Source organism: Kushneria sp. EE4 (genome assembly GCF_977968315.1).
Map to the genome: position 1 here is coordinate 705,375 of NZ_OZ386212.1, position 22,583 is coordinate 727,957.

At 60.0% G+C, this 22,583-nt stretch carries 18 protein-coding genes; 11 read left to right on the plus strand and 7 right to left on the minus strand.

Features of this window, described 5'->3' with window-relative positions; genetic code table 11:
* Positions 1-94: 94 nt before the first annotated feature.
* Positions 95-2,188 carry a S9 family peptidase gene (locus ACXMYO_RS03180; protein ID WP_457807791.1) on the minus strand — a complete coding sequence of 698 codons (2,094 nt, stop codon included), beginning with the start codon at positions 2,186-2,188 and terminating at the stop codon, positions 95-97.
* A gap of 51 nt (positions 2,189-2,239) precedes the next feature.
* Here ACXMYO_RS03180 and ACXMYO_RS03185 point away from each other — a divergent pair, with 51 nt between their 5' ends.
* From ACXMYO_RS03185 to ACXMYO_RS03195, 3 genes are read left to right on the plus strand one after another with little or no spacing between them, the layout of a single operon-like run.
* On the plus strand, positions 2,240-2,704 hold the full coding sequence (locus ACXMYO_RS03185) for a hypothetical protein (RefSeq protein ID WP_457807792.1): 465 nt from the start codon (positions 2,240-2,242) through the stop codon (positions 2,702-2,704).
* Between the two features lie 5 nt (positions 2,705-2,709).
* The gene (locus tag ACXMYO_RS03190; RefSeq protein ID WP_438766725.1) at positions 2,710-4,491 is read left to right on the plus strand and encodes a VWA domain-containing protein; all 1,782 of its coding nucleotides are present in this window, start codon (positions 2,710-2,712) and stop codon (positions 4,489-4,491) included.
* The gene (locus tag ACXMYO_RS03195) at positions 4,484-5,272 is read left to right on the plus strand and encodes a class II glutamine amidotransferase (RefSeq protein ID WP_457807793.1); all 789 of its coding nucleotides are present in this window, start codon (positions 4,484-4,486) and stop codon (positions 5,270-5,272) included. The genes ACXMYO_RS03190 and ACXMYO_RS03195 overlap by 8 nt, the downstream gene beginning before the upstream one ends.
* Positions 5,273-5,350: 78 nt before the next feature.
* Here the strand turns inward: ACXMYO_RS03195 and cysK are convergent, their stop codons facing one another.
* Entirely contained in the window at positions 5,351-6,319 is a 969-nt protein-coding gene (cysK, locus tag ACXMYO_RS03200; RefSeq protein ID WP_438766728.1) for a cysteine synthase A, read from the minus strand.
* A 184-nt stretch (positions 6,320-6,503) separates the two neighbouring features.
* Between cysK and ACXMYO_RS03205 the strand changes: the two genes are divergently transcribed.
* The 7 genes from ACXMYO_RS03205 (at position 6,504) to ACXMYO_RS03235 (ending at position 17,328) form a co-directional block, all read left to right on the plus strand.
* Entirely contained in the window at positions 6,504-8,180 is a 1,677-nt protein-coding gene (locus ACXMYO_RS03205; protein ID WP_457807794.1) for an AMP-binding protein, read from the plus strand.
* Between the two features lie 164 nt (positions 8,181-8,344).
* Positions 8,345-12,328: an ATP-dependent RNA helicase HrpA gene (gene hrpA / locus ACXMYO_RS03210; RefSeq protein ID WP_457807795.1), complete on the plus strand. Its 3,984-nt coding sequence runs from the start codon at positions 8,345-8,347 to the stop codon at positions 12,326-12,328.
* A 185-nt stretch (positions 12,329-12,513) separates the two neighbouring features.
* Positions 12,514-13,254, plus strand: coding sequence for an MlaA family lipoprotein (locus tag ACXMYO_RS03215; protein ID WP_457807796.1), 741 nt, complete (start codon positions 12,514-12,516; stop codon positions 13,252-13,254).
* A gap of 32 nt (positions 13,255-13,286) precedes the next feature.
* On the plus strand, positions 13,287-14,429 hold the full coding sequence (locus ACXMYO_RS03220) for a PP2C family protein-serine/threonine phosphatase (RefSeq protein WP_457807797.1): 1,143 nt from the start codon (positions 13,287-13,289) through the stop codon (positions 14,427-14,429).
* The gene (locus tag ACXMYO_RS03225; protein WP_438766734.1) at positions 14,422-14,913 is read left to right on the plus strand and encodes an STAS domain-containing protein; all 492 of its coding nucleotides are present in this window, start codon (positions 14,422-14,424) and stop codon (positions 14,911-14,913) included. Before ACXMYO_RS03220 ends, ACXMYO_RS03225 begins: the two co-directional genes overlap by 8 nt.
* A gap of 63 nt (positions 14,914-14,976) precedes the next feature.
* Positions 14,977-16,179, plus strand: coding sequence for a Bcr/CflA family multidrug efflux MFS transporter (locus ACXMYO_RS03230; protein ID WP_457807798.1), 1,203 nt, complete (start codon positions 14,977-14,979; stop codon positions 16,177-16,179).
* Positions 16,180-16,242: 63 nt separating this feature from the next.
* Positions 16,243-17,328, plus strand: coding sequence for an AI-2E family transporter (locus ACXMYO_RS03235; RefSeq protein ID WP_457807799.1), 1,086 nt, complete (start codon positions 16,243-16,245; stop codon positions 17,326-17,328).
* A 112-nt stretch (positions 17,329-17,440) separates the two neighbouring features.
* On the opposite strand, the gene trxA is transcribed toward ACXMYO_RS03235, so the two are convergent.
* Both trxA and ACXMYO_RS03245 read right to left on the minus strand, forming a co-directional pair.
* On the minus strand, positions 17,441-17,764 hold the full coding sequence (gene trxA / locus ACXMYO_RS03240; RefSeq protein WP_438766737.1) for a thioredoxin: 324 nt from the start codon (positions 17,762-17,764) through the stop codon (positions 17,441-17,443).
* Between the two features lie 124 nt (positions 17,765-17,888).
* Positions 17,889-18,668 carry a TSUP family transporter gene (locus ACXMYO_RS03245; RefSeq protein ID WP_438766738.1) on the minus strand — a complete coding sequence of 260 codons (780 nt, stop codon included), beginning with the start codon at positions 18,666-18,668 and terminating at the stop codon, positions 17,889-17,891.
* A 168-nt stretch (positions 18,669-18,836) separates the two neighbouring features.
* Here ACXMYO_RS03245 and cysB point away from each other — a divergent pair, with 168 nt between their 5' ends.
* Positions 18,837-19,808 carry an HTH-type transcriptional regulator CysB gene (gene cysB, locus ACXMYO_RS03250; protein ID WP_438766739.1) on the plus strand — a complete coding sequence of 324 codons (972 nt, stop codon included), beginning with the start codon at positions 18,837-18,839 and terminating at the stop codon, positions 19,806-19,808.
* An 89-nt stretch (positions 19,809-19,897) separates the two neighbouring features.
* Here cysB and ACXMYO_RS03255 read toward each other — a convergent pair whose 3' ends face one another.
* The 3 genes from ACXMYO_RS03255 to ACXMYO_RS03265 form a co-directional block, all read right to left on the minus strand.
* Positions 19,898-20,518, minus strand: coding sequence for a phosphoadenosine phosphosulfate reductase domain-containing protein (locus tag ACXMYO_RS03255; protein ID WP_438766741.1), 621 nt, complete (start codon positions 20,516-20,518; stop codon positions 19,898-19,900).
* Between the two features lie 102 nt (positions 20,519-20,620).
* Positions 20,621-21,427, minus strand: coding sequence for an ATP-binding cassette domain-containing protein (locus tag ACXMYO_RS03260; protein ID WP_438766743.1), 807 nt, complete (start codon positions 21,425-21,427; stop codon positions 20,621-20,623).
* The gene (locus tag ACXMYO_RS03265) at positions 21,424-22,488 is read right to left on the minus strand and encodes an iron chelate uptake ABC transporter family permease subunit (RefSeq protein ID WP_438766745.1); all 1,065 of its coding nucleotides are present in this window, start codon (positions 22,486-22,488) and stop codon (positions 21,424-21,426) included. The genes ACXMYO_RS03260 and ACXMYO_RS03265 overlap by 4 nt, the downstream gene beginning before the upstream one ends.
* Positions 22,489-22,583: the final 95 nt, after the last annotated feature.

The following is a 22,583-nucleotide window of genomic DNA, read 5'->3' on the forward strand; positions in this document are numbered from 1 at the left end:
CCTGCGAGCACTCTCCAGGCGATAATAAAAGGGGCGCTCTTCATTTTCGAAGAGCGCCCCTTTTGTTTGCAGGTCGCGAGAAGGTCAATGACGATCAGACATCCTGCGATGATGACCCGGATGACGGCTCGACCCTGGAAAGCCCCAGGGCCCACAGGATAAAGGCATCCTGACGGGCCACGTCGCGCCAGGCGTGAAATCGCCCGGACGCGCCGCCATGACCGGCGCTCATGTCGGTGCGTAAAAGGACCGGCCCCCGAGCGCTGTCGAACTCGATCAGGCGCGCATAGAGCTTGGCCGGCTCCCAGTAGGGCACGCGCGAATCGTGCCAGCTGCCCTGAAGATAGACCGCCGGCCAGGGGGCGGGCATCAGATTGTTCAGCGGTGAATAGCCCTTGATGCGTCGATGCGCTTCAGGCTCTTCCGGATTGCCCCACTCGGTATATTCCGCGGTCGTCAGCGGCAGATCGGGGTTTTCCATGGTGCGCAGCACATCAACGAAGGGCACATCCAGTACCGCGGCACAAAAGGCGTGCGGGTCAAGGTTGACGCTGGCTGCCACCAGCAGCCCGCCGGCGCTGGCGCCGTAGGCGGCAATGTGGCGCTCTTCGGCCAGGCCATGCTCTACCAGCACGTTGCGAGCGGCCAAAAAATCGCGAAAGCTGTTTTCCTTGTGCGCCAGCTTGCCGGCCAGATACCAGGGTTCGCCCCGGTCACCGCCGCCGCGAACGTGGGCCACGGCAAAGGCACCGCCGCGCGCCAGAAGCTCAAGGCGCGAAATGGAAAACCACGGATCCAGTGTCTGGCCGTAGGCGCCGTAGCCATACAAAAGGGTGGGCAGCGGGCCACGGTCGATCAGGTCGGCACGCGCCACCACCGACACCGGTACCCGTTCGCCATCGAAGGAGGTGGCCCAGACCCGACGACAGGCCAGATGGCCGGGCTGAATGTCGCCGTAAACCGGCTGTTGGCGCAGCAGCCGTCGCTCGCCGCTGTCGATGTCGACATCGATCCAGCGTGGCGGCGTGGTAAAGGATTCCTCGTGCAGACGAAGACGGCGCGTATCAAAGTGGGGCGTATCGGCAAGGGCGAGACTGCAGGGCGTTTCCGCAATCGGCAGCCACTCATCGCGGATGGCCTCATGATGCTCGTCGAGTTGCATCAATCGCAGATGCACCTGGGCGCTGTCGTGATCCCGCTCGGTCAGCACCAGCCCCCACGAGAAGGCATCCACATCTTCAAGTGTGGTATCGGCGCGATGTTCGATCATTGGCAGCCAGTGCTCAAGCGCATGCTCTTCGGCGCGCTCAAGGCAAAAGTGCACAGCGCCTCTGTTGTGGAGCACATAGAACATGCCTGGGCGGTGATCGATGCCATACTCTACGCCGGCCTGGCGTGGGTGAAAGCATATGGGCGCCGTTGCCGGTGTGGCCGCGGGAACCAGATGGGTCTCGCTGGTGTCCTTGGAGGCGCTATGAATGACCAGCCATTCACGCGAGCGGGTCTTGTCCAGCCCGACCCAGAACTCGACGTCATCTTCTTCAAAAAGACAGACGGCGTCGTCATGGTCACGATGGCGTCGCCAGACCGTGGCCGGGCGCTGGGTGGTGTCATAGCGCGTGAACAAAATCGTGGCGTTGTCTTCTGCCCAGCACAGATCGGGTCCGATACCGCGCTCAAGGCGGATCGTCTCACCATCGGGCAGATGACGCAGATAAAGGTCGAAATACTCGTTGCCCTGGGTATCCAGCGTCCAGGCCATCCACTGCTCGTCTTCGGACAGGGCCAGATCGCCCAGTTCAAGAAAGCTGCTGTGGGTAGAGAGCTCCTGCAGGTCGATCAGGCACTCGTGGCCGCGACGTTCGATATCGAGATGGTCAAAGCCTTCACCGATCGGGTGGCGCCAGAAGACCGGATAGTCGGCATCAAAGGCCGTCTCGCTCCAGTAGACGAAATGATCAAAGGATGTGGCCAGACCCGTGACAGAGAGCTCGCGGCGGGCAAGATGGCTGTCAAACAGGGTCTGCGTGAGTGATTTCAGCGGTTCAAACCACTGATCACTTGCCTGATTGACGGCTTCGAGAAACTCGGCCACCTCTGGCGTATCCCGGTTTTCAAGCCAGTGCCAATGGGGGTCTTCGACTTTCCTGAAGCGCGCAATCGGCGCGGGGGATGGGTGTTCTTTCATAATGTGCAGTGTAACATTGATCGCTGTATTTAACCCGGAGGTATCAAGGGCGTGCTGATTTCAGACTCGATCCCACTATTGTGGCTATGCTGGTTCGTATTATCCGTGGCGGTGCTGGTGTTCGGCTATTTTGCCATCTCGTTTCTGCCACGCCTGCCTCGCTGGCTGATTGCCGGTGGCGTTGCGGGCATGCTCTGGATGCCGGCGTTTTTTTCGGTACCCGGGCCGGAATCCCAGCTTGGCTATTCGGGCTGGGCACCGTCGCTTGTGGTGACGGCGGTCGGCTTTTTACAGCACAACGGCGGTCAGGTCTTTCTGGGCGGCGTGTTGCTGGCAATCGGTGCGCTTCTTGGCATGCTGGTGGCCTTTTTTATCGGCCGCCGTGGCCGGCACGACAATGATGATGACGACCGCTCGGGCGATTCCCGGACAGGCGGCAACAGTGATCAACGTGATCACTCTCGCCGACCTCGGGAAAGTGCCCCGGCGCGTCGGGAACCCTCGCTCGGGAGATAGGCCGTATGCTGTATCGGTGGCTGATGACAGGTGCCTTGCTGCTGCTGGGCCTGATGACACTGCCGGTTCAGGCAGCGCCACAGGACTCGCCTGAACAGGGCGATGTTCGCCTGGCGATCGATGTCTCCGGCAGCATGAAAGGCAATGACCCCGACAATCTGCGTGCCAGCGGCGTGCGTTTGCTGGTCGATCTGTTACCCGACAATGTTCGCGCCGGGCTCTGGACCTTTGGTCAGCAGGTCGCCAATCCGCTGGCCATGGGCACCGTCAACGATCAGTGGCGCACGCGTGCGCTGAATGTGCTGCCTCAAATCACACAATACGAGCAGTTTACCGATCTTGAATCGGCGCTCGACAGGGCCACGCAGGGCGTCACCCGGGACGGTCGCACACATCTGATCGTTTTGACCGATGGCATGGTGGATATTCCTGCGATCACCGACAAGCCCGCCCGGGACCGCGCCTCGCGCGAGCGTATTATCGACACGCTTGCCCCGGATCTGGCCGGACGCAACGTGGTCATCCATACCATTGCCCTGTCCCGCAATGCCGATATCGATCTGATGCGTGCCATTTCGCAGCAGACCGGGGGGCTGGCATCGGTGGCAGAGGACTCCCGAGCGCTTTTGCGCTCCTTTCTGGACGTTTTGAATCAGGTAGCGCCGCGCCAGCAGCTGCCGCTGGAAGACGGCCGGTTTCAGGTCGACGATCAGGTACGTGAATTTACGGCACTGCTTTTTCATGGCCGCGATGACGGCCCGATCACATTGATCAGCCCCGACGGTGAGCGTTTGAGCATCGACGCGCCCGGTGCTGCAAGTCGCTGGCGTCATGACGATCGCTACGAGCTGATTACCGTCCCCGAGCCGGCCGCAGGGCAGTGGCAGATCGAGGGGCCGGTGGGCGCCGGTTCCCGCATTCTGATCGATTCAGGCCTGCAGCTACACAGCGCCACAATCCCGGCCACGCTCTACGAGCATATCGATCTGCCGCTGGAGGTCTGGCTGGAAGGCGTGAACGACGACGATAACGCGTCGGCTCAGGCGGTGTCCGTGGATGCCGCGCTGCGAGGCGCTGACGTTGACATTGCCGGTACGCGTTTGCAGCGTGAGGCGGACGGGCGTTACCGTGGCCGCCTTGATCGCATCGACCGAACAGGTAATGCCGAGCTGACACTCGAGGCGCGCAGCGACCGCTTTGCACGGCTGCTGACCCATAGCGTTAACGTCGTGCCGGTCATCGATGCGGCGCTATCCGATGAGCAGTCCCATATTACGTTGACAGCGGCCTGGCCGCGTCTGACGCGCGACAATACTCGCATTCATGCCGAACTGCTGGGGGAAACACTCGGCGTTGATCCCGTGGGCGATGATCGCTGGCAGGTGACTCTGCCCGATACGCTGCCTGATGAGGCCGTCCCTGTCGCGCTTGCGGCCACGGTGGCACTGGATAACCGGATACTGGAAATCCCCCTGCCGCCGGTGATGCTCAATAGCGATGCCGCGACCGGTCTGGCCGGTGCGCGTCTTGATCGCGATGCGATCAGCGGTGAGCAGATGGCATCGCGTGATGAGCAAAAGGAAGATCAACAGTGGTCGCTGCAGCGTCTGTGGCATCTGGCCCGTGATAACTGGCCTGCGGCAAAAGCGCAGGTCATGCAGTGGATGCAGGACCCGCGTGCGTGGTGGGTGGCCGCCGCGCTGATATTGCTCTGTCTATTGCTTGCCTTCAGACGACGTCGCCTGCGACGTCAGCGTCCCCGACACAGGAGAGACCCGAGTGTGTGAGCTACTGGGCATGAACGCCAACCGGCCGGTCAATACTGGCTTCAGCTGGCGCGGATTCAAGCATCGCGGTGGGGATAACGGCCCCCATCGTGATGGCTTTGGAATCGGTTTTTACCGTCGTGACGGCTACCACGACTTTCATGATCTGCGCCCGGCCACGGAGTCGCCGCTGGCGGACCTGCTCGGGCGTGATGACATTGCCGCCCTGATCATGATGGGCCATCTGCGTCACGCCAATGAAGGCAGCGTTGAAATCCGTAATACCTACCCCTTTACGCAGGAAATGAAGGGGCGGCGCTGGTGCTATACCATGCAGGGGCAGCTGGAGGGGTTCGAGGTGCTGGGCCTCACCGGTCGCTTCACCCCGCTGGGAACCACCGACGGTGAACATGTCTTTTGCTGGCTGCTCGATCAGCTCTCGCAGGAGAACTGCGATGATTCAACCGCCGTATGTGAGCTGGTGCGCCAGTGTGGCGATCGACTGTCAGAAATGGGCGTTTTCAACATGATGCTCAGCGATGGTCGAACGCTTTACACCTACTGCAGCAAAAAGATGTGCTGGCTAACGCGATGCTCGCCCTTTGGCACCGTGACCTCGCTGGACACCGGAGAACATATCGACCTTGCCAGCCGTTGCGACAGCGCCACAATCTATACGCTTCTGGCGACCGCTCCCTTGACCAACGAGTCGGGCTGGCAGGACATGCATCCGGGCGAGGCAATGGCCTTTTGCGACGGCGAGCGGTGCGACATCAGCGCGCCTGAAGCCATCATCGCCTGATCCGGGCGGTATTTGAGACGATGTTCCCGGTCGGCGAGCGACGCCGCAGACACGCAAGTGCCTGCGGCGTTTTTGGGATCAGCTCAACTCTTCTTCGGTGAACATGCCTTCAAAAAGCGCGGTCGAGAGGTAGCGCTCGCCACTGTCAGGCAGGATGACGGCAATGGCCTTGTCCCTGTACGCCGGGTCTTCGGCCAGACGCAGGGCAGCGACCATGGCGGCACCACAGGAGATACCGACGAGCATGCCTTCTTCGCGCATCAGCCGGCGCGCCATGGCCATGGCGTCCTCACTGCTGACCGCTTCCACCTGATCGACGATGTCCAGGTCCAGGTTGGCCGGAATGAAGTTGGCGCCGATGCCCTGAATTTTATGACCGGCAGGCGCCAGGTCTTCGCCGCGCAGACGCTGGCCGATAATGGGTGATTCCAGCGGTTCCACGGCCACGCTGTGAAGCGCCTTGCCCTTCGTTTTTTCGAAATAGCGTGAAATGCCGGTAATGGTGCCGCCGGTGCCGACGCCTGCGACCAGTACATCGAGATCGCCGTCGGTGGCGTCCCACAGTTCCGGCCCGGTCGTTTTCTCATGAATTTCGGGATTGGCGGGGTTTTCGAACTGTGCCGGCATGAAATAGCGCTCGGGTTCGGCATCGCGCAGCTCGGTGGCGCGCTCAACCGCGCCTTTCATGCCGCGCGAGGGCTCGGTCAGCACCAGCTCGGCGCCCAGTGCCTTGAGCACCTTGCGTCGCTCGATGCTCATCGAGGCCGGCATGGTCAGCTTGACCCGGTAGCCGCGCGCGGCGCCCACAAAGGCGAGCGCGATGCCGGTATTGCCGGAGGTGGGTTCGATGATCTCCATGCCGGGCTTCAGGGCGCCGCGCTTTTCGGCGTCCCAGATCATGTTGGCACCGATTCGGCACTTGACCGACAGCGCCGGATTGCGCGACTCGAGCTTGGCATAGACGCGAGGGTGATCGGTCAGGTGTCTGATCCGGACCAGCGGCGTTTGTCCGATGGCCTGAGAGTTGTCTTCCAGAATCCTGCTCATCGCATGCTCCGTGTCAGCAGGCTGCCCGTCAGGGCAGCAATAAGGGGGCGTTTCATTGTGTCGGGGGCTGTGGTGGTCGTCGAGTCCTGAAGCATCCGCTCTGACGCTCGGGCTTTCATGCTATTTTAGAGTCTTTCCATGAAACGGTATTTGGCCGCAAGCGGCATGACGATCGGGAGAAGGCATGAGCGAGACGACAACGGCACCGGCACTGCTTGAAGGGCCCGCGCTCGAAAAGGACGACAATTACCGGTCGATTCTCGACGTGTTCGAAAAGGCCTGTACGCAATATGCTGATCGCCCTGCCTTTACCTGCATGGAAAGTACGCTGACCTATAAGGCCATGAAGGATCTGGTAGACCGGTTTGCGCACTGGATTGTCTCGCAGACCGATATGTCTCCGGGCGATCGTCTGGCGATTGTGCTGCCCAACCTGCTGCAGTACCCGGTGGCCGTGTTCGGTGCCCTCAAGGCCGGGCTGGTCATCGTTAATACCAATCCGCTCTACACCGCCGATGAGATGCATCATCAGTTTGCCGATGCCGGCGTGAGCGGGGTGGTGGTATTTGCGCACATGGCACACAAGCTGGAAGTCGTGCTCAAGCGTTTGCCGATTGCCCATGTCGTTGTTACCGAAGTGGCGGATCTTCACCCCTGGCCATCGCGGCTCAAATATAACCTTGGCGCGCGCTATATTGCCCGTCAGGTGCCGCGCTACCATCTGCCCGATGCCGTCACGATGCGGCAGGTGCTAAAGCAGAAGGGGCAGGTCGATGAAAGCCGCCAGGGGCGTGACGATGATCTGGCCATTTTGCAATACACCGGCGGCACGACCGGCACGCCCAAGGGGGCCATGCTTTCTCATGCCAACCTGGTGGCCAACATGCGCCAGACCGGGGAGGTACTGGGCAGTGCCATCTCTCGCGGATATGAGACCATTATTGCCCCGCTGCCGGTCTATCATATCTACACCTTTACCGTGAACTGCATGTTCGGCTGTGAAACCGGCAATCACAGCATCCTGATCCCTAACCCGAAGGATCTTGACGGCTTCGTCAAAACGCTTGCCAAACAGCCCTTTTCTGCCTTTATCGGACTCAACACGCTCTTTGCCGCCCTGTGCCGGCGTGATGATTTCAAAAAACTGGATTTCAGCCATCTAAAGCTCAGTGTCTCCGGCGGCATGGCACTCAATACCACCACGGCCAACCGCTGGCACGAGGTGACCGGCTCTGCCGTACTGGAAGGGTATGGCATGACCGAAACGTCCCCGGTGGTCTGTGTGAATCCACCCGACAGGATTCAGCCGGGCGCGATCGGGCGGCCGGTGGCCGGTACTCGGCTACAGGTACTGGATGAGAATGACCAGCCGCTGGGCTATGACACGCCCGGTGAGCTATGCGTACAGGGTCCGCAGGTCATGAAGGGCTACTGGAATCTGCCCGAAGAGACTGCCAGAACGCTTTCGGATGAGGGCTGGGTCAGGTCAGGGGATATTGCCGTGCTGCAGCGTGACGGCTTTGTACGCATCGTGGATCGCAAAAAGGACATGATCGTCACCTCGGGCTTTAACGTGTATCCCAACGAGGTGGAGGATGTGCTGCTCAGACATGATGACATCCATGAAGCCGCAGTGGTCGGCGTGCCGGATGAAGACAGCGGCGAAAGCGTGGTGGCGTTTATCGTACCGCGTAACGGCGCCAGCCTTGACCCGCAGGCCCTGAAGCAGTGGTGTCGTCAGGAGCTGACAGGCTACAAGGTGCCAAGGCGGTTCGAGTTTCGCGACCAGCTGCCGCGCAGCAATGTCGGCAAGGTGCTGCGTCGCGCCCTGCGCGATGAGCTGTCCGACCCCGCTCGTTAGGCCCCGGCGTTGCCCTGTCGGCTGATTGGCCGATGGGGCAGGATTGGCGCTACAATAATGCCCCTGTTACCAGTAGTCGAAACACCTTTTCTCCCGGATGGTCATGGCCGTGCCATGCTCATTGTCATTACCGCCTTGGCGGTTTCAATAGTCCAGAGGGTACCTTGAGCGATAACGTGACTTACTCCGGTGAGTCGGCGCAGCAGGCGCTTGCATCTCTGCGTCGCCGCCTTGATGACGTGCTGATCAGCGACGCCATGGCGCAGGGACAGCGGCTGAAACGTCTGACCGGCCGCATTCAGCGCGGCCAGCCCGTGGACAAGGCCCTGAACGATATCGAGGCCCGCCTGACGCGTTCAGAGGGGGTTGTGCAGCGGCGTCGCGACCAGCCTGTGACGCTGGAATACCCGCCTGAGCTGCCGGTCGCCGAGCGTCGCGACGACATACTCGAGGCCATTCGCGATCATCAGGTCGTGGTGGTGGCCGGCGAGACCGGCTCCGGCAAGACGACCCAGTTGCCCAAGATGTGTCTGGAGCTGGGGCTCGGGCTGCGCGGTCTGATCGGCCACACCCAGCCGCGCCGTCTGGCCGCGCGCAGCGTGGCGCAGCGTCTGGCCCAGGAGACCAGTACCTCGCTGGGTGGTGTTATCGGTTATCAGGTGCGCTTTACCGACCAGACCGACCCGACCACTCGGGTCAAGCTGATGACCGACGGGATCCTGCTGGCCGAAACCCAGCATGATCCGCAGCTTTTGCGCTATGACGCGATCATCATCGATGAGGCGCACGAGCGCAGTCTCAACATCGATTTTTTGATGGGCTATCTCAAGCGACTGCTGGCGGACCGCCCCGACCTCAAGGTCATCATCACCTCGGCCACCATCGATGTGGACCGCTTTTCGCGTCACTTCGGTCAGCATCATGACGATGGTACCGTCACGCCGGCGCCGGTGATCGAGGTCTCCGGACGGACGTACCCCGTGGAAACGCACTATCGTCCGTTGGTGCGTGATGAGCGCGAGGAAGAGGATCAGACGCTGCAGGAAGGCATTGTGACGGCTGTCGAGGAGATCGGGCGTATCGAGCGCGAAAAGCGCTGGTATACCGGTCCGCGCGATATTTTGATCTTTTTGCCCGGCGAGCGCGAGATCCGTGAGACGGCCGATACGCTGCGCCGCCTCGAGCTAAGGGATACCGAGGTGCTGCCGCTGTATGCGCGTCTTTCCAACAGCGAACAGAACCGGGTGTTTGCCCCGCATACGGGGCGACGCATCGTATTGTCCACCAACGTGGCGGAAACCTCGCTGACGGTGCCCGGTATTCGCTACGTGATCGACCCGGGGCTGGTGCGTATCAGCCGCTACAGCTATCGCGCCAAGGTGCAGCGCCTGCCGATCGAGTCGATCAGCCAGGCCAGTGCCGACCAGCGCCGCGGTCGCTGCGGGCGTATCGCCGAAGGCGTGTGTATTCGTCTCTACAGCGAAGAGGATTACCTGTCGCGCCCGGCCTATACCGAGCCCGAAATTCAGCGAACCAACCTGGCCTCGGTCATTCTCTCCATGCTGTCGCTGGGGCTCGGCGATATCGGTAAATTCCCCTTTGTGGATGTGCCGGACAGTCGCTTCATCAAGGACGGCTTTCGATTGCTCTTTGAGCTGGGTGCTGTGGATGAGCAACAGCATCTGACCAGAACCGGCCGCCAGCTGGCGCGCTTGCCGATCGACCCGCGACTGGCGCGCATGGTGCTGGCGGCCAGTGAGTTCGGCAGCCTGCGCGAGACGCTGATCGTGGTCAGTGCGCTGTCCATTCAGGACCCGCGGGAGCGCCCGGCCGACAAGCGTGAAGCGGCCGATCAGAAACATCGTCAGTGGTTGGACAAGGACTCCGATTTCACTGCCTGGATCAATCTGTGGCAGGGCTTTGAGGCCAGTCGGGCGGAGCTTTCGGCCAATCAGCTGCGGCGCTGGTGTCGCGACAACTATCTGAGCTATCTGCGTCTGCGCGAATGGCACGACACCTATCGCCAGCTCAAGCAGCTGACTCGAGAGCTGTCACTGGTCGAAAACGAGGGCGAGCCCGACATCGACCGCCTGCATCAGGCGCTTTTGACCGGGCTTTTGTCCAACCTGGGGCTGCACGCCGCCTCGGACAAGGAGCCACGAGAATATCTGGGCGCCCGCAATCGCAAGTTCATGATCCACCCGGGGTCCGGGCTTGCCAAACGCAGGCCCAAATGGATCATGGCCGGCGAAATGGTGGAAACCACGCGATTGTTCGCCCGACAGGTGGCCGGCATCCGTCCGGAGTGGATCGAGCCACTGGCGACGCATCTGACCAAGCGCAGCTACAGCGAGCCACACTGGGAAATGAAGCGTGCCCAGGTGGTGGCGTATGAGCAGGTCACGCTGTTTGGTCTGCCGATCGTTGCCCGACGCAAGGTGCATTACGGCCCCATTGCCCCCGAGGAGTCCCGCGAGCTGTTTATCCGCCATGCTCTGGTGGAAGGGCAGTTCCAGACTCAGGGGGCATTTTTCGAGCACAACCGGGCGCTGATCGAGGAGGTCGAGGACCTCGAGGACCGGGCCCGCCGTCGTGACATCATGGTTGATGAGCAGACGCTGTTTGAATTTTATGATTCCCGCCTGCCGGCCGATATCTACAACGGCAAGAGTTTCGAGCGCTGGCGCCGTCACGCCGAGCAGCATGATGACAGCGTGCTGTTTCTTGACATGGAAACGCTGCTGGCGCGTGAGGCCACTGAGGTCACGGTCGAACAGTATCCCGATACGCTCGAGCTGAGCTATCAGGGCGGCGGCATTCGCTATCCGCTGAGCTATCATTTTGCGCCCAATGAGCCGGATGATGGGGTCACGATTACGGTACCGGCGTCCATGCTCTCTACCCTGCCGGGGGAGCGTCTTGAGTGGCTGGTGCCGGGGCTTCGTCGCGACAAGGTGATTGCGCTGATGAAGTCGCTGCCCAAGCAGTATCGCCGCCAGGTCGTACCGATCCCGGACTGGGCGGATGCCGCGCTGTCGGCCCTGACGCCGGGCAACGTGTCACTGACCTCGGCGCTGGCGGAGTTTTTGCGTCAAAAGACGGGTATCCGGCTCTCATCCGATGAGTGGCGGCCCGAGCAGTTGCCGGTGCATCTGATCATGAATATTCGTGTGGTCAATCATGATGGTCAGGTGCTGGGTGAAGGTCGCGATCTGAACGCCCTGATCGAGCGCTTTGAGCGCGAGGCCGAGGCGGGTACCCGGGCCATGGCGGGTGACGCGCTGTCGCAACAGGGGCTGACGCAGTTTCCGAAAGGCGAGCTGCCGCAATCCCACGTGCGTGATCAGGCCGGCATTCGCGTCGAGGCGTGGCCGGCCCTGGTGGATGAGGGAGAGACGCTGGGGGTGACGCTTTTTGACCATCCCGACAAGGCGTATGAGCAGCATCGTCATGGCATCAAGCGTCTGGCCATGCGCCGTTTGCCGGATCAGGTCCGCTTTCTGGCGCGTGATCTACCCGGCCTTGAGCGCTGCATTCTGCTGTATGCCAACGTGGGGACGCGGCGTGATCTGGTGGATGATTTCATCGAGGCCGTGTTCCTGAAAGTATTCGCCTTCGACCCGCTGCCGCGTGATCAGGCGGCCTTCGAGGCGCGTCTCGAGAGCGAGCGCTCGCGATTGCACGAGACAGCCGAGACGCTGGTGGCACTGTTGGAACGCGTTCTCAAGCGCCATCTTGAGGTCACCAAGGCGCTCAAGGGTCGGGTCGCCTTCAATCTGGCTCTGAGCTGGAGCGATGTTCGCGCCCAGATGCAGCGGCTGGTCTATCCGGGCTTTATCAGCGCGGCAGGCGAGTGGCTGGCGCAGTATCCCCGTTACCTGGAGGCCGCACAGATCCGGCTTGAAAAAGCCCCGCGCGAGGTACGACGCGATCAGCTGGCGATGGAGGAGGTCAACGATTTCCATCGCCGGCTCGAGGAAAGACGCAGCAGAAACGGCGCCACCGCGCTTCAGGATCAGGCGCTGGAAACGTTTGGATGGTGGCTTGAAGAGCTGCGCGTGTCACTGTTTGCCCAGCAGCTGGGAACGCTGGCACCGGTGTCCGGCAAGCGACTGGAGCGCCAGTGGCAGGAGCTTACGGCTTCCTGACTCATGCCTGATGGCCACTGTACTGTACAGTGGCCTGAAATCGGCTGACAATGCGCCGTTTGGGTCCTTTGCGCGCTATCGAAATCGTGCAGCGTCATATGGACGCAACAGGACAGGCGGTTGCCGCAGTAGAATACAATGCAGTCGCCCGGGGCGCTGCAGATGACAAGGGACAGGGTGAATAGATGAAAGCATGGACGAGTATCGCCGCGGCAACCTTTACCTGCGTGACACTTGCAGGCTGTGCCGGCACGCAGACACAGGACGGCAACCCCCAGGACCCCTGGGAGGGGTTCAACCGGGGTGTCTACTCCTTTAACGACACGCTGGATCGCTACGCGCTCAAGCCGGCCGCTCAGGGGTATGACTACGTCACGCCCGAGCCTGTGCAGGAAGGCGTGGGTAATTTCTTCTCCAACCTCGGAGAGATCAGCAACTCGTTTAACAGCCTGCTGCAGGGGAAGCTGACCAACGCGGGCACCTCGCTGGGCCGGCTTTTGATCAACACCACGCTGGGGCTGGGTGGCTTTCTCGATCCGGCATCGCGCATGGGGATCGATCAGCATGACGAAGACTTTGGCCAGACGCTGGCGGTCTGGGGCGTCGGGTCCGGGCCGTACCTGGTTTTGCCTTTCCTGGGGCCGAGCACCGTACGTGATACGGCCGGTCTGCCGGTAGACTGGTATACCCATCCGACCACCTATATTGACGATGACGTTACGCGCTGGAGCATACGCTTCATCGATCTGGTACAGACGCGCGCATCGCTGCTGGATCAGGAACAGCTGATTCGAGGGGATCGCTACTCGTTCATCCGTGACGCCTACCTGCAGCGCCGGGAGTTTCTGATCAACGACGGCCGCTCCGGTGAAGATCCTTTCGCCAGCGACGATATCGAATTCGATGACAGTGATTTTGCGGAATAAATCCTTCGAACGACCATGGCGGAAAAGCGTTCATGCCTGTCAGTAAAGATAGGATTGCGCTCATCGACCAGCCGGGGGCGCGTCGTGACGCGCTTTACCAGGCCCTTTCAGCGTGTGACCGATTCACGTTGCTGGTCCTTGACGATATCGAAGCGCTCCCCGAGGGCCTTGATGGCCTGATCGTGAATGCGGATATCGCACCGGCGTCCTGCTGGGCCTCGCTGGCTGGGTGCGTGCCGACCGTTGTCATCAGTCAGCGCCGCGATAGTCCAGCGCTGCTGGCGGCGGTGGATGCCGGCGTTATTGATTATCTGGTCGACCCTGTTGGGCATGAGGCGCTCTTGATACGGCTCATGCTCAGGGCCATGGAGCACCGGCGTACTCAGGTCGTGGTGCAGCGTGACCGGGACCGTCTGGAGCAGCTCAACGAGCAGCTTCAGACGCATCTGAGCACGCTGCGTACCGATCTTCAGGCCGGGGGGCAGATTCAGCGCCGATTGCAGCCCATGCCCTGTACCCGGCTCAACGGTATCGAAGGCGATTACTGGATGGCGCCGTCGCTCTATCTGTCGGGGGATTTTCTCGACTATCAGGCCCATGGCGAGCGCCACGTTCTATTCTGTTTTGCCGATGTGGCAGGGCATGGCGCCTCGTCTGCCTTTGTGACGGTGCTGCTCAAGGCGCTCTTTCAGCGCTGGCTGTCGCGCTGGAATGCCCGTTTGCCGGAAAATCTACCGGCGAGATGGCTGGCCCGGCTCAATCGGGAGTTGCTGGATACCGGTATCGGCAAGCATGCGGCCATCGTGGTAGGCGTGATCGACTGCCATACGCGCACGCTGCACTATTCTCTGGGCGCTCAGATGCCGATGCCGATTCTGGCGACAAAAGACAGCGTACGACAGCTTGAAGGTGAGGGACCGGCGGTCGGGCTGTTTCCGGACGTTGAATATCCGACCTATCACTGCGAGCTGCCGGATCACTTCCGGCTCTGGCTCTGTTCGGACGGCGTCTTTGACTGTCTGGCAGGCAATAACCTCGAAGAGCGACTTTCTGCACTGTGTGAGCATATCGGCAATGCAGAGAGTATCAGTAATCTGAAATCATCACTGGCTCTGTCCGATGCACTGCCGGATGACATTACCTTTCTTACCCTGAGCGGTTTCAACGATGGATGAAGGACGACTCCAGGCGGCTTTCGAAAAGGGCACCTTTGTGCTCAGACTGACCGGCGATGTGCGCCTGACACTTTGTGCCACCCTGGACCAGCAGGTACAGCCGCTGGCAGAGCTGCCCGGGCTTGAGCGTGTCATCATCGATCTGCGTCAGGTGGTCAACATGGATTCCACGGCGCTGGGGTTTCTGGCCAAGATTGCGCTGGCCGTGCGCCATCGCATTCCCGGCCAGCCGCTGGTGGCCGTTGATCACCCTGACGTCCGGCGCATGCTCGATGTCATGGGATTTCAAAACTATGTGACCATCATCGACATGCCGTGGTCGGAACCTGTCAGCTTCAGCGATATCCCCGCCATGGAAACCAGCGAAGAAGAACTTCGCTCACGTGTCATCGAAGCCCACCGTACGCTGGCGGCCATGAGCGAGCAGAACCGTATCGAGTTCCAGCCGCTCATCGATCTGCTGGAGTCCCAGCGAGAGCACTGATCATGGCAGCCGTGTTCCCGATCGGGAGCAGCACGATGCCCATGGTCTGATCTGGAGAACGACTTGCCTATTATCGGGGCCAGACGTCTGGCATTGCTGGTGGCGGCCAATACGGCGCTGGCACCCTTCGCCATCGATGCCTATCTGCCCGCCATTCCTGCCATTGCCCTGCACATTGACGCCAATATTCATCTGACCGAGCTGTCGATCAGCATTTTTTTGCTGGGGATGGCGCTGGGCCAGCTGATTTTTGGTCCGCTGTCGGATCGAATCGGGCGTAAACCGGTGCTGCTGGGCGGAATTACGACATTCATGCTGTCCAGCCTTCTGCTCACGCAGGTCGATGCGTTCTGGCCGCTCATGGCACTGCGGTTTTTGCAGGCGCTGGGCGGCGGTGCCTGTGTGGTCAATTCACCAGCCATCGTGCGTGACTGCTTTTCGGGTCGAGAAGCGGCGCGTGTCCTTTCAACCATGGTCATGATTTTGATGCTGGCCCCGCTTGTGGCACCCGCCGTTGGCAGCGTGCTGCTGACGCTTGTCGACTGGTGGGCCATATTTCTGTTTCTGGCCCTTTATGCCGTGGCACTGCTGTATCTGATCATGAGGTATCTGCCTGAAACCCGCACGCCGGACCCCGCGGCGCCTCGCGGGGCAGGGCAGGTCCTGCGCAACTACGCACTGGTGCTCAAACATCGCGAGGCGATGGGCTACATTGCGGCCGTATCACTGTCTTTTGCCGGCATGTTCTGCTTTATTACCAGTTCTCCATATGTCTATATGGAATATTACGACGTCTCCAGCCAGCTTTATCCGTTTGTCTTCGGGGCCAATATCATTGTCATGGCACTGTCCAACCGGCTCAACATTCGGCTTCTGGGACGCTATTCGCCACAGCAGTTGCTCAGGCTGGGACTGGGTATTCAGCTGGGGGCCGGCGTTTTGATCGTGGTGTCGGTACTCACCGGGCTGGATGCACTATGGTGGATGGTGCTGCTGATCATGTTTTTTGTCGGCGTGAACGGTCTGATTTCACCCAACGCCGTCTCTTCCATGCTGGATCATTTTCCCGGCATGAGCGCCACGGCCAATGCCGTGCTGGGCAGCCTGCAGTTCACGGCAGGCGGACTGGCAGGTGCGTTGGTCAGCGGGCTTCAGATGGCGAGCATCTGGCCGATGGTACTGGGCATGGTAGGCGCAAGCCTTTGCGCCAATACGCTCTTGCGCGTACTGACACCGTCTGTGCGTACAGCGCAGAGGACGCCGTAAGCAAGCGCCGCCCAAGGTCTGCAGGCCATCGCGGTGTCTTATACTGGTATTCAAGAGGCTGACATGAAAAGCGACCCCGAGCAGGATCAGCATCACTTTCCCTATCATCTGATACTGACCTTTGCCTCACTGGTCATCATCGTGACAGGCCTCAAGCTGGGTGCCGGTCTGTTTATCCCGGTGCTGCTGTCGCTGTTTATTGCGATTTTGTGCTCTCGCCCGGTCAAGTGGCTCCACGGACGTGGTTTCAGCGTTAATCTGTCGATTCTTTGTGTGCTGCTGGTCGTGGCGCTGGCGAGTTCTCTTTTGATCTGGCTGGTAACGGCGCGTCTGGGAGATCTGGTCAATCAGCTCCCGGCGCTGGAGCAGTCCCTGAGCGAGCACTATGCAGGCCTTTTGCAGTGGTTTGATGCGTTGGGGCTGCCGTTTGACGCCCGGGCGCTGCAGGAGGCGCTTGATCCGGGCATGCTCATGGATTCGCTGCCATCGCTTCTGGGCGGTATCGGCAATTTCATTACCCAGCTTGGCATCATCGTCATTTTGATCATCTTTATCCTGTATGAAACGCTGGATTTCCCCTACAAGCTCTCTCAGGCCATCAAGCAGCCCCATGGCAGCCTTGCGCGCTTTACCCAGTTTTCTAGAACGCTACAGCGCTATCTGTTGGTCAAAACGGTCATTAGTGCCATCACCGGCGCGCTTATTGCTGCCTGCTGTCTGATTCTTCAGGTCGAGTTCGCGCTGCTCTGGGGGGTGCTGGGCTTTTTCCTTAATTTCATTCCCAACATTGGCTCGATCATAGCCGCGGTGCCGGCGGTTCTTTTGACGCTGATCATGCCGGATGGTGGTGTCGTGAAAGCGGCCATCCTGAGTGGTGCCTATGTCACAATCAATTTTGTGCTGGGCAATCTTATCGAGCCGCGCATCATGGGTCAGACGCTGGGGATGTCGACGCTGGCGGCTTTCATGTCGCTGGTGTTCTGGGGCTGGCTTTTCGGTCCGGTGGGGCTTTTTCTATCGGTTCCTTTGACCATGTCGCTCAAGATCCTGCTCGACAGCCATCCTGACACGCGATGGCTCTCAATATTGCTGGGGCCCAATCGGGAGCGACGTCGGCGTGCAAAAGAAGGGATGCCCTCGGAAGAGTAGGGGGTTAAGAGAACGGCGACTGTCAGCAGGCAGCAGGCGAAAAAAGAGAAACGTCGGGCATAAAAAAACGCTCCCCATCGGGGAGCGTTTTAGTAGATAGCGCGGGGCAGGATCAGGCGTTTTGATCGATGAACTGCACCAGCTGTGTCTTGGACTGGGCACCGACCAGTGAAGCAACCTTGGTGCCATCCTTGAACATCATGACGGTCGGTACACCACGCACGCCCTGCTCGGCAGCAATGTCCTGGGCATCGTCAACGTTGATGCTGACGACCTTGAGTTCGCCCGACTTCTCTTCTGCCACTTCGTCGACGACCGGGGCCATCATCTTGCAGGGACCGCACCAGGGGGCCCAGAACTTCAGCAGTACAGGCTTGTCAGACTGCATGACTTCCTGGTCGAAATTGGCGCTGGTAACGTCAACATTATTAGCCATGATTTACTCCAGTGATTGCATGTACAGGCTGTATACAACGGATGGTAGCGGGTACCAGGGGGTGAGGCAAATGTGTCTCTGCGATGGTACCCATTGAACGAGGCGATCAGGGTCGCGCTTTCGTTCAGAAAAACGCATACCGGATACCCATGCTCAACAACAGCAGCGTGAGCATAACGCGCAGCAGATTGTCCGGCAGATATTTCGAAAGCCATGCCCCCAGATGGATGGCGGGTACGGAGCCGACCAGCAGGGCGAGCAGCAGCGCAAAGTCGACATTGCCCAGCAATAAATGCCCGCCGCCGGCCACAAGTGTCAGCGGCACGGCGTGGGCGATGTCGGTGCCCACGATGCGACCCGAAGTAAAGAAGGGGTAGAGCAGCATCAAAACGGCCGTGCCAAAGACACCGGCGCCTACCGAGGACAGCGTTACGCACACACCCAGTACCACGCCTGACACCAGCGTCAGAGGGGTCACATGTCGGTTGACCCAGCGATCCCCCTGACCGGTCCAGCGCTGCAGCGGCGTCTTGAAGATCAGCACCACGGCGGTAAGGATCAGCATGATGCCCAGTGTGGTAGTGATCAGCCCGCTGTAGTCGTGCGCGCCGGTAAAGAAGTGGTTGAGCAGGAAAACGGTCAAAATCGCTGCGGGCACACTGCCGGCAGACAGGCGCAGCATCACTTTCCAGTCGATATGCCCCTGTTTCTGGTGACTGAAGATACCGCTGATCTTGGTAAAAGCGGCATACAAAAGATCCGTACCCACGGCGATATGCGGGGGAAACCCGAAGGTCAGGAGAATGGGGGTCATCAGTGAACCGCCGCCAATGCCAGAAAGCCCTACCGCGATGCCGACACCTGCGCCGGCCAGTACATAAAGCAGAAAATCGATCAATGACATGCTGGATCCCGTGGCGTTGGCAAGTGCTTTGCGCTGCAGGAATCTAGGGATATTTTTTTATTCTGAAAAGGAATGATTGTTCATTATTTTAGACCCTGATAGCATTAGCAGGCGATTTCGCGTCCCTTTTTACCCGGTTTCGGGCTCGCTTTGCAGGAGGTTAATGCCTTGAAACTTCAGCAGCTTCGTTATATCTGGGAAGTTTCCCGGCATAATCTGAATGTCTCTGCCACGGCACAGAGCCTTTTTACATCGCAGCCCGGAATTTCCAAACAGATACGCCTGCTGGAAGACGAGCTGGGCGTTGAGATATTTGCACGAAGCGGCAAACACCTGACCCGAATTACACCGGCCGGAAAACCCATCGTGGAGCTTGCCGGTGAGGTGCTTCGCAAGGTGGATGATATCCGCCATGTGGCGCAGGAGTTCAGTGATGATCGTCGTGGCAGCCTATCGATTGCCACTACTCATACCCAGGCGCGTTATGCGTTGCCTGCCGTCATCAGCGGGTTTACCCGGCGCTATCCGGATGTGGCACTGCACATGCAGCAGGGGACGCCGCGTCAGATCGCTCAAATGGTCTGTGAAGGCATGGCGGATTTTGCCATCTGTACGGAATCGCTGGATCTTTTCAATGATCTGGTCCTGCTGCCCTGCTATCGCTGGAACCGGTGTGTGCTGGTACCGAAGGGGCATCCGCTCGAGGGCACGCGCAACCTGACGCTTGAGTCGCTCGGCGAGCATCCGCTGGTGACCTACACCTTTGGCTTTACGGGCCGTTCCCAGCTTGACGATGCCTTCAAGTCCCACGGAATCACGCCCAACGTGGTACTGACAGCGGCTGATTCCGATGTCATCAAGACCTATGTTCGACTGGGGCTGGGCGTGGGCATTGTCGCTCACATGGCCGTCGACCCGGTGGCGGATCACGACCTTGTGGCGATCGATGCCAGCCATCTGTTTGAAAGCTCGGTGACACGAATCGGCATCCGCCGCGGGACGTTCATGCGCAACTACATGTTCGATTTTATCCATGAGTTTGCCGCCCACCTTGATCGCGACACGGTCGAGGCGGCGCTGGAATCAAGCCCGCACGCTGAAAACGCGCTGTTTGAGAATACCGAGCTGCCCGTCAGGTAGCCAAACGGGTTCATGAATATAAAAAAGGCTCGCCATGGTCATTGGCGAGCCTTTTTCATGGCCACATGCCGTGTTCGAGCGCCAACTGCTCAGTGTTGCAGATGGAGCCCGCATTCGCGGGTTTCTTCACCCTTGGTCGGATCAAAGTAATCAAAGTTGTTGGGCAGGTCATGCCTGACCAGATAGTCGTGCATGTCCTTGCTGCTCCAGTGCAGTACGGGAGCGACCTTGATCAAACCGTCCTGATTGATACTGACCGGCTGCATCTGCGCGCGGGTAGCGGTGTCGGAGGCGCGCAGCGCCGTAAACCAGACGCCCGGGCTGGTCTCGCGCAGGGCGCGCTCAAAGGGCTCGAGCTTGACCTCTTTTGTAAACGCTTCGTGGCGAGGATCATCCAGGGCGGGTGTCGGCCCGTCGACGGCTTCGCGATGCGCGCGTGAGCGCAGCGGGACGTAGATGATGCGATTGAGACCGAGCTTTTGGCTCACCTCATCGGCAAACTGATAGGTCGCGGGAGTGTTATAACCGGAGTCCATCCAGACGATGGGGATGTCGGGACGAACCTGCGACACCATATGCAAAATGACGGCTTCGAAAGGACGAAAATTCGTGGTGCAGATGGGGCGCTTGTCGAGCGACAGGGCCCATTCCACCAGCGCTTGAGGATCGTTGCCCAGCCTTGCATTGATCTCATCGATATCCAGCGACATTCGGCATCTCCGTTATCAACAGTAGATGGCCCTTCAAGGGCCGTTTGGCAGGCACGATAGCAAATCCGCCAGACTCATCCCCAATACCGTTTGGTTTGAAGTTTAGAAGTCCTGCCCCGTGCCCTGTACGCCAAGCTGGCGAGTGGCTGCCAGGGGCGTGACACGAGGTGGTTCACCCTCAGGCCATTCAACGTGCGCTTTGATGGCATATACCTCCTTGAGGCGCTCCTCGGTAAGTACCGTCTCGGGCGCGCCAACGGCACGCACGACACCGCCTGCTCCCATCAGCCACATGTGCCGCGAAAAACGCGCCGCCAGGCTCAGATCATGAATGGCGATGATGATGATCATCTGTTGCTCACGCGCCAGAGCGACCAGCCACTCGAGCACCTGTAGCTGATGGTGCAGATCGAGCGCGCTGGTCGGCTCATCAAGCATGAGCACTCTGGGTTCTCTGACCACGGCCTGGGCGATGGCGACACGCTGGCGCTGGCCACCGGAGAGCTGGCCAAGGTCGCGCTCGGCATACTGCTCGAGCTCCAGGGTCTGCAGGGTGTGCTGGACGCGTTTCAGATCCTGTTGCCGGTCGGACTGATGGGTCGTGCGTCGAGCCAGCAACACGGCTTCGAACACGCTGAGCGCAGCCCGAGAGGTAATGTCCTGAGGCAGGTAATAGATCCGCCCGGCCCGCTGGGCGATATCGAGCGTGTTCAGCGCCGTATCATCAAGGCTGATATGCCCGGTCGATTTTTCGATGCCGGCAATGGATTTCAAAAGTGTGGACTTGCCGGCCCCGTTGGGGCCGATCAGGGCGGTCAGCTCGCCCGGCTGCGCTTCCAGACCGCTGACATCATTTAGAATCTGCGTACGTCCGAAACGTACCGACAGTGAGTCAACCCTGAGGCTCATCCCCATACCTCGCGACGGCTTTTAAGAATCAGGGAAACAAAAAACGGCAGACCGATTAGTGCCGTAATGATGCCCACGGGCAACAGCACACCAGGAATCAGTGTCTTGGACACAATGGAGGTCAGCGACATTAAAAGGGCACCGGTGAGCGCTGACATGGGTAGAAAGACGCGCTGATCTTCTCCGACCAGCATACGGGCGATATGCGGCCCCACCAGGCCGATAAAGCCGATGATGCCGACAAAGGCCACGGCCGTGGCAGCCAGCAGCGAACTGCAAAGCAAAACGGTCAGGCGCAGACGGCCGACGTTGACGCCCAGCGCCCGTGCCTGTAGATCGCCCATGCGAAGCGCTGTCAGGCGCCAGCCGGCAACAAAGAAGATGGGTAGCGTGATCAAAAGGGCGGCGGTAACGATGCCGATCTTCGACCAGCTGGCACGGGACAGGGAGCCCAGCGACCAGAACACCAGCTGCTGCAGGGATTCTGCCGAGGCCACATACTGCAAAATGCCCAGAGTGGCGTTGAAAAAGAACATCAGGGCGATGCCCATCAGCACCATGGTCTGCACGCTGACGCCGCGCAGGCGACTGACCAGCCAGATCAAAAGCGAGGCAATCATGGCCATGATAAAGGCGTTGAGTGTGGTCAGGAGTTCGCTGGCGGCCGGGAAAAGCGATACCCCCAGCACGATGGCAAGCGCCGCCCCGAAGCTCGCTGCCGCCGAAATGCCCAGCGTGAAGGGGTCGGCCAGTGGATTGTTGAGAATGGTCTGCATCTCGGCGCCGGCACAGGCCAGCGACATGCCGACCATGATGGCCATCAGCGCCACCGGCAGGCGTATCTCCCAGACAATGACTGCAATGGCGCGAGGGGCGTCGTCCGGTGACACGATGGCACGGAGGATGTCACCGAGTCCGTATTGACCCGGGCCGGTCGCTACGTCAACAACCAGTGAGCAAAGCGTCAGCACCGCCGTAATGGCCAGTAGCCAGTAGTGTCGCCGCCGCCGCTGAAGATATTTATCGATACTGGTGTCTGTAGTAGGGGCGGTGACTGTCATGTAGGGCTACCAGCGCTCATCGGCATTCTCTTGCGGCGGGCAGCAGTGCCCGTGGTGATTGGAATGGTTATCAATCATAAACATCGCCCGCCTGA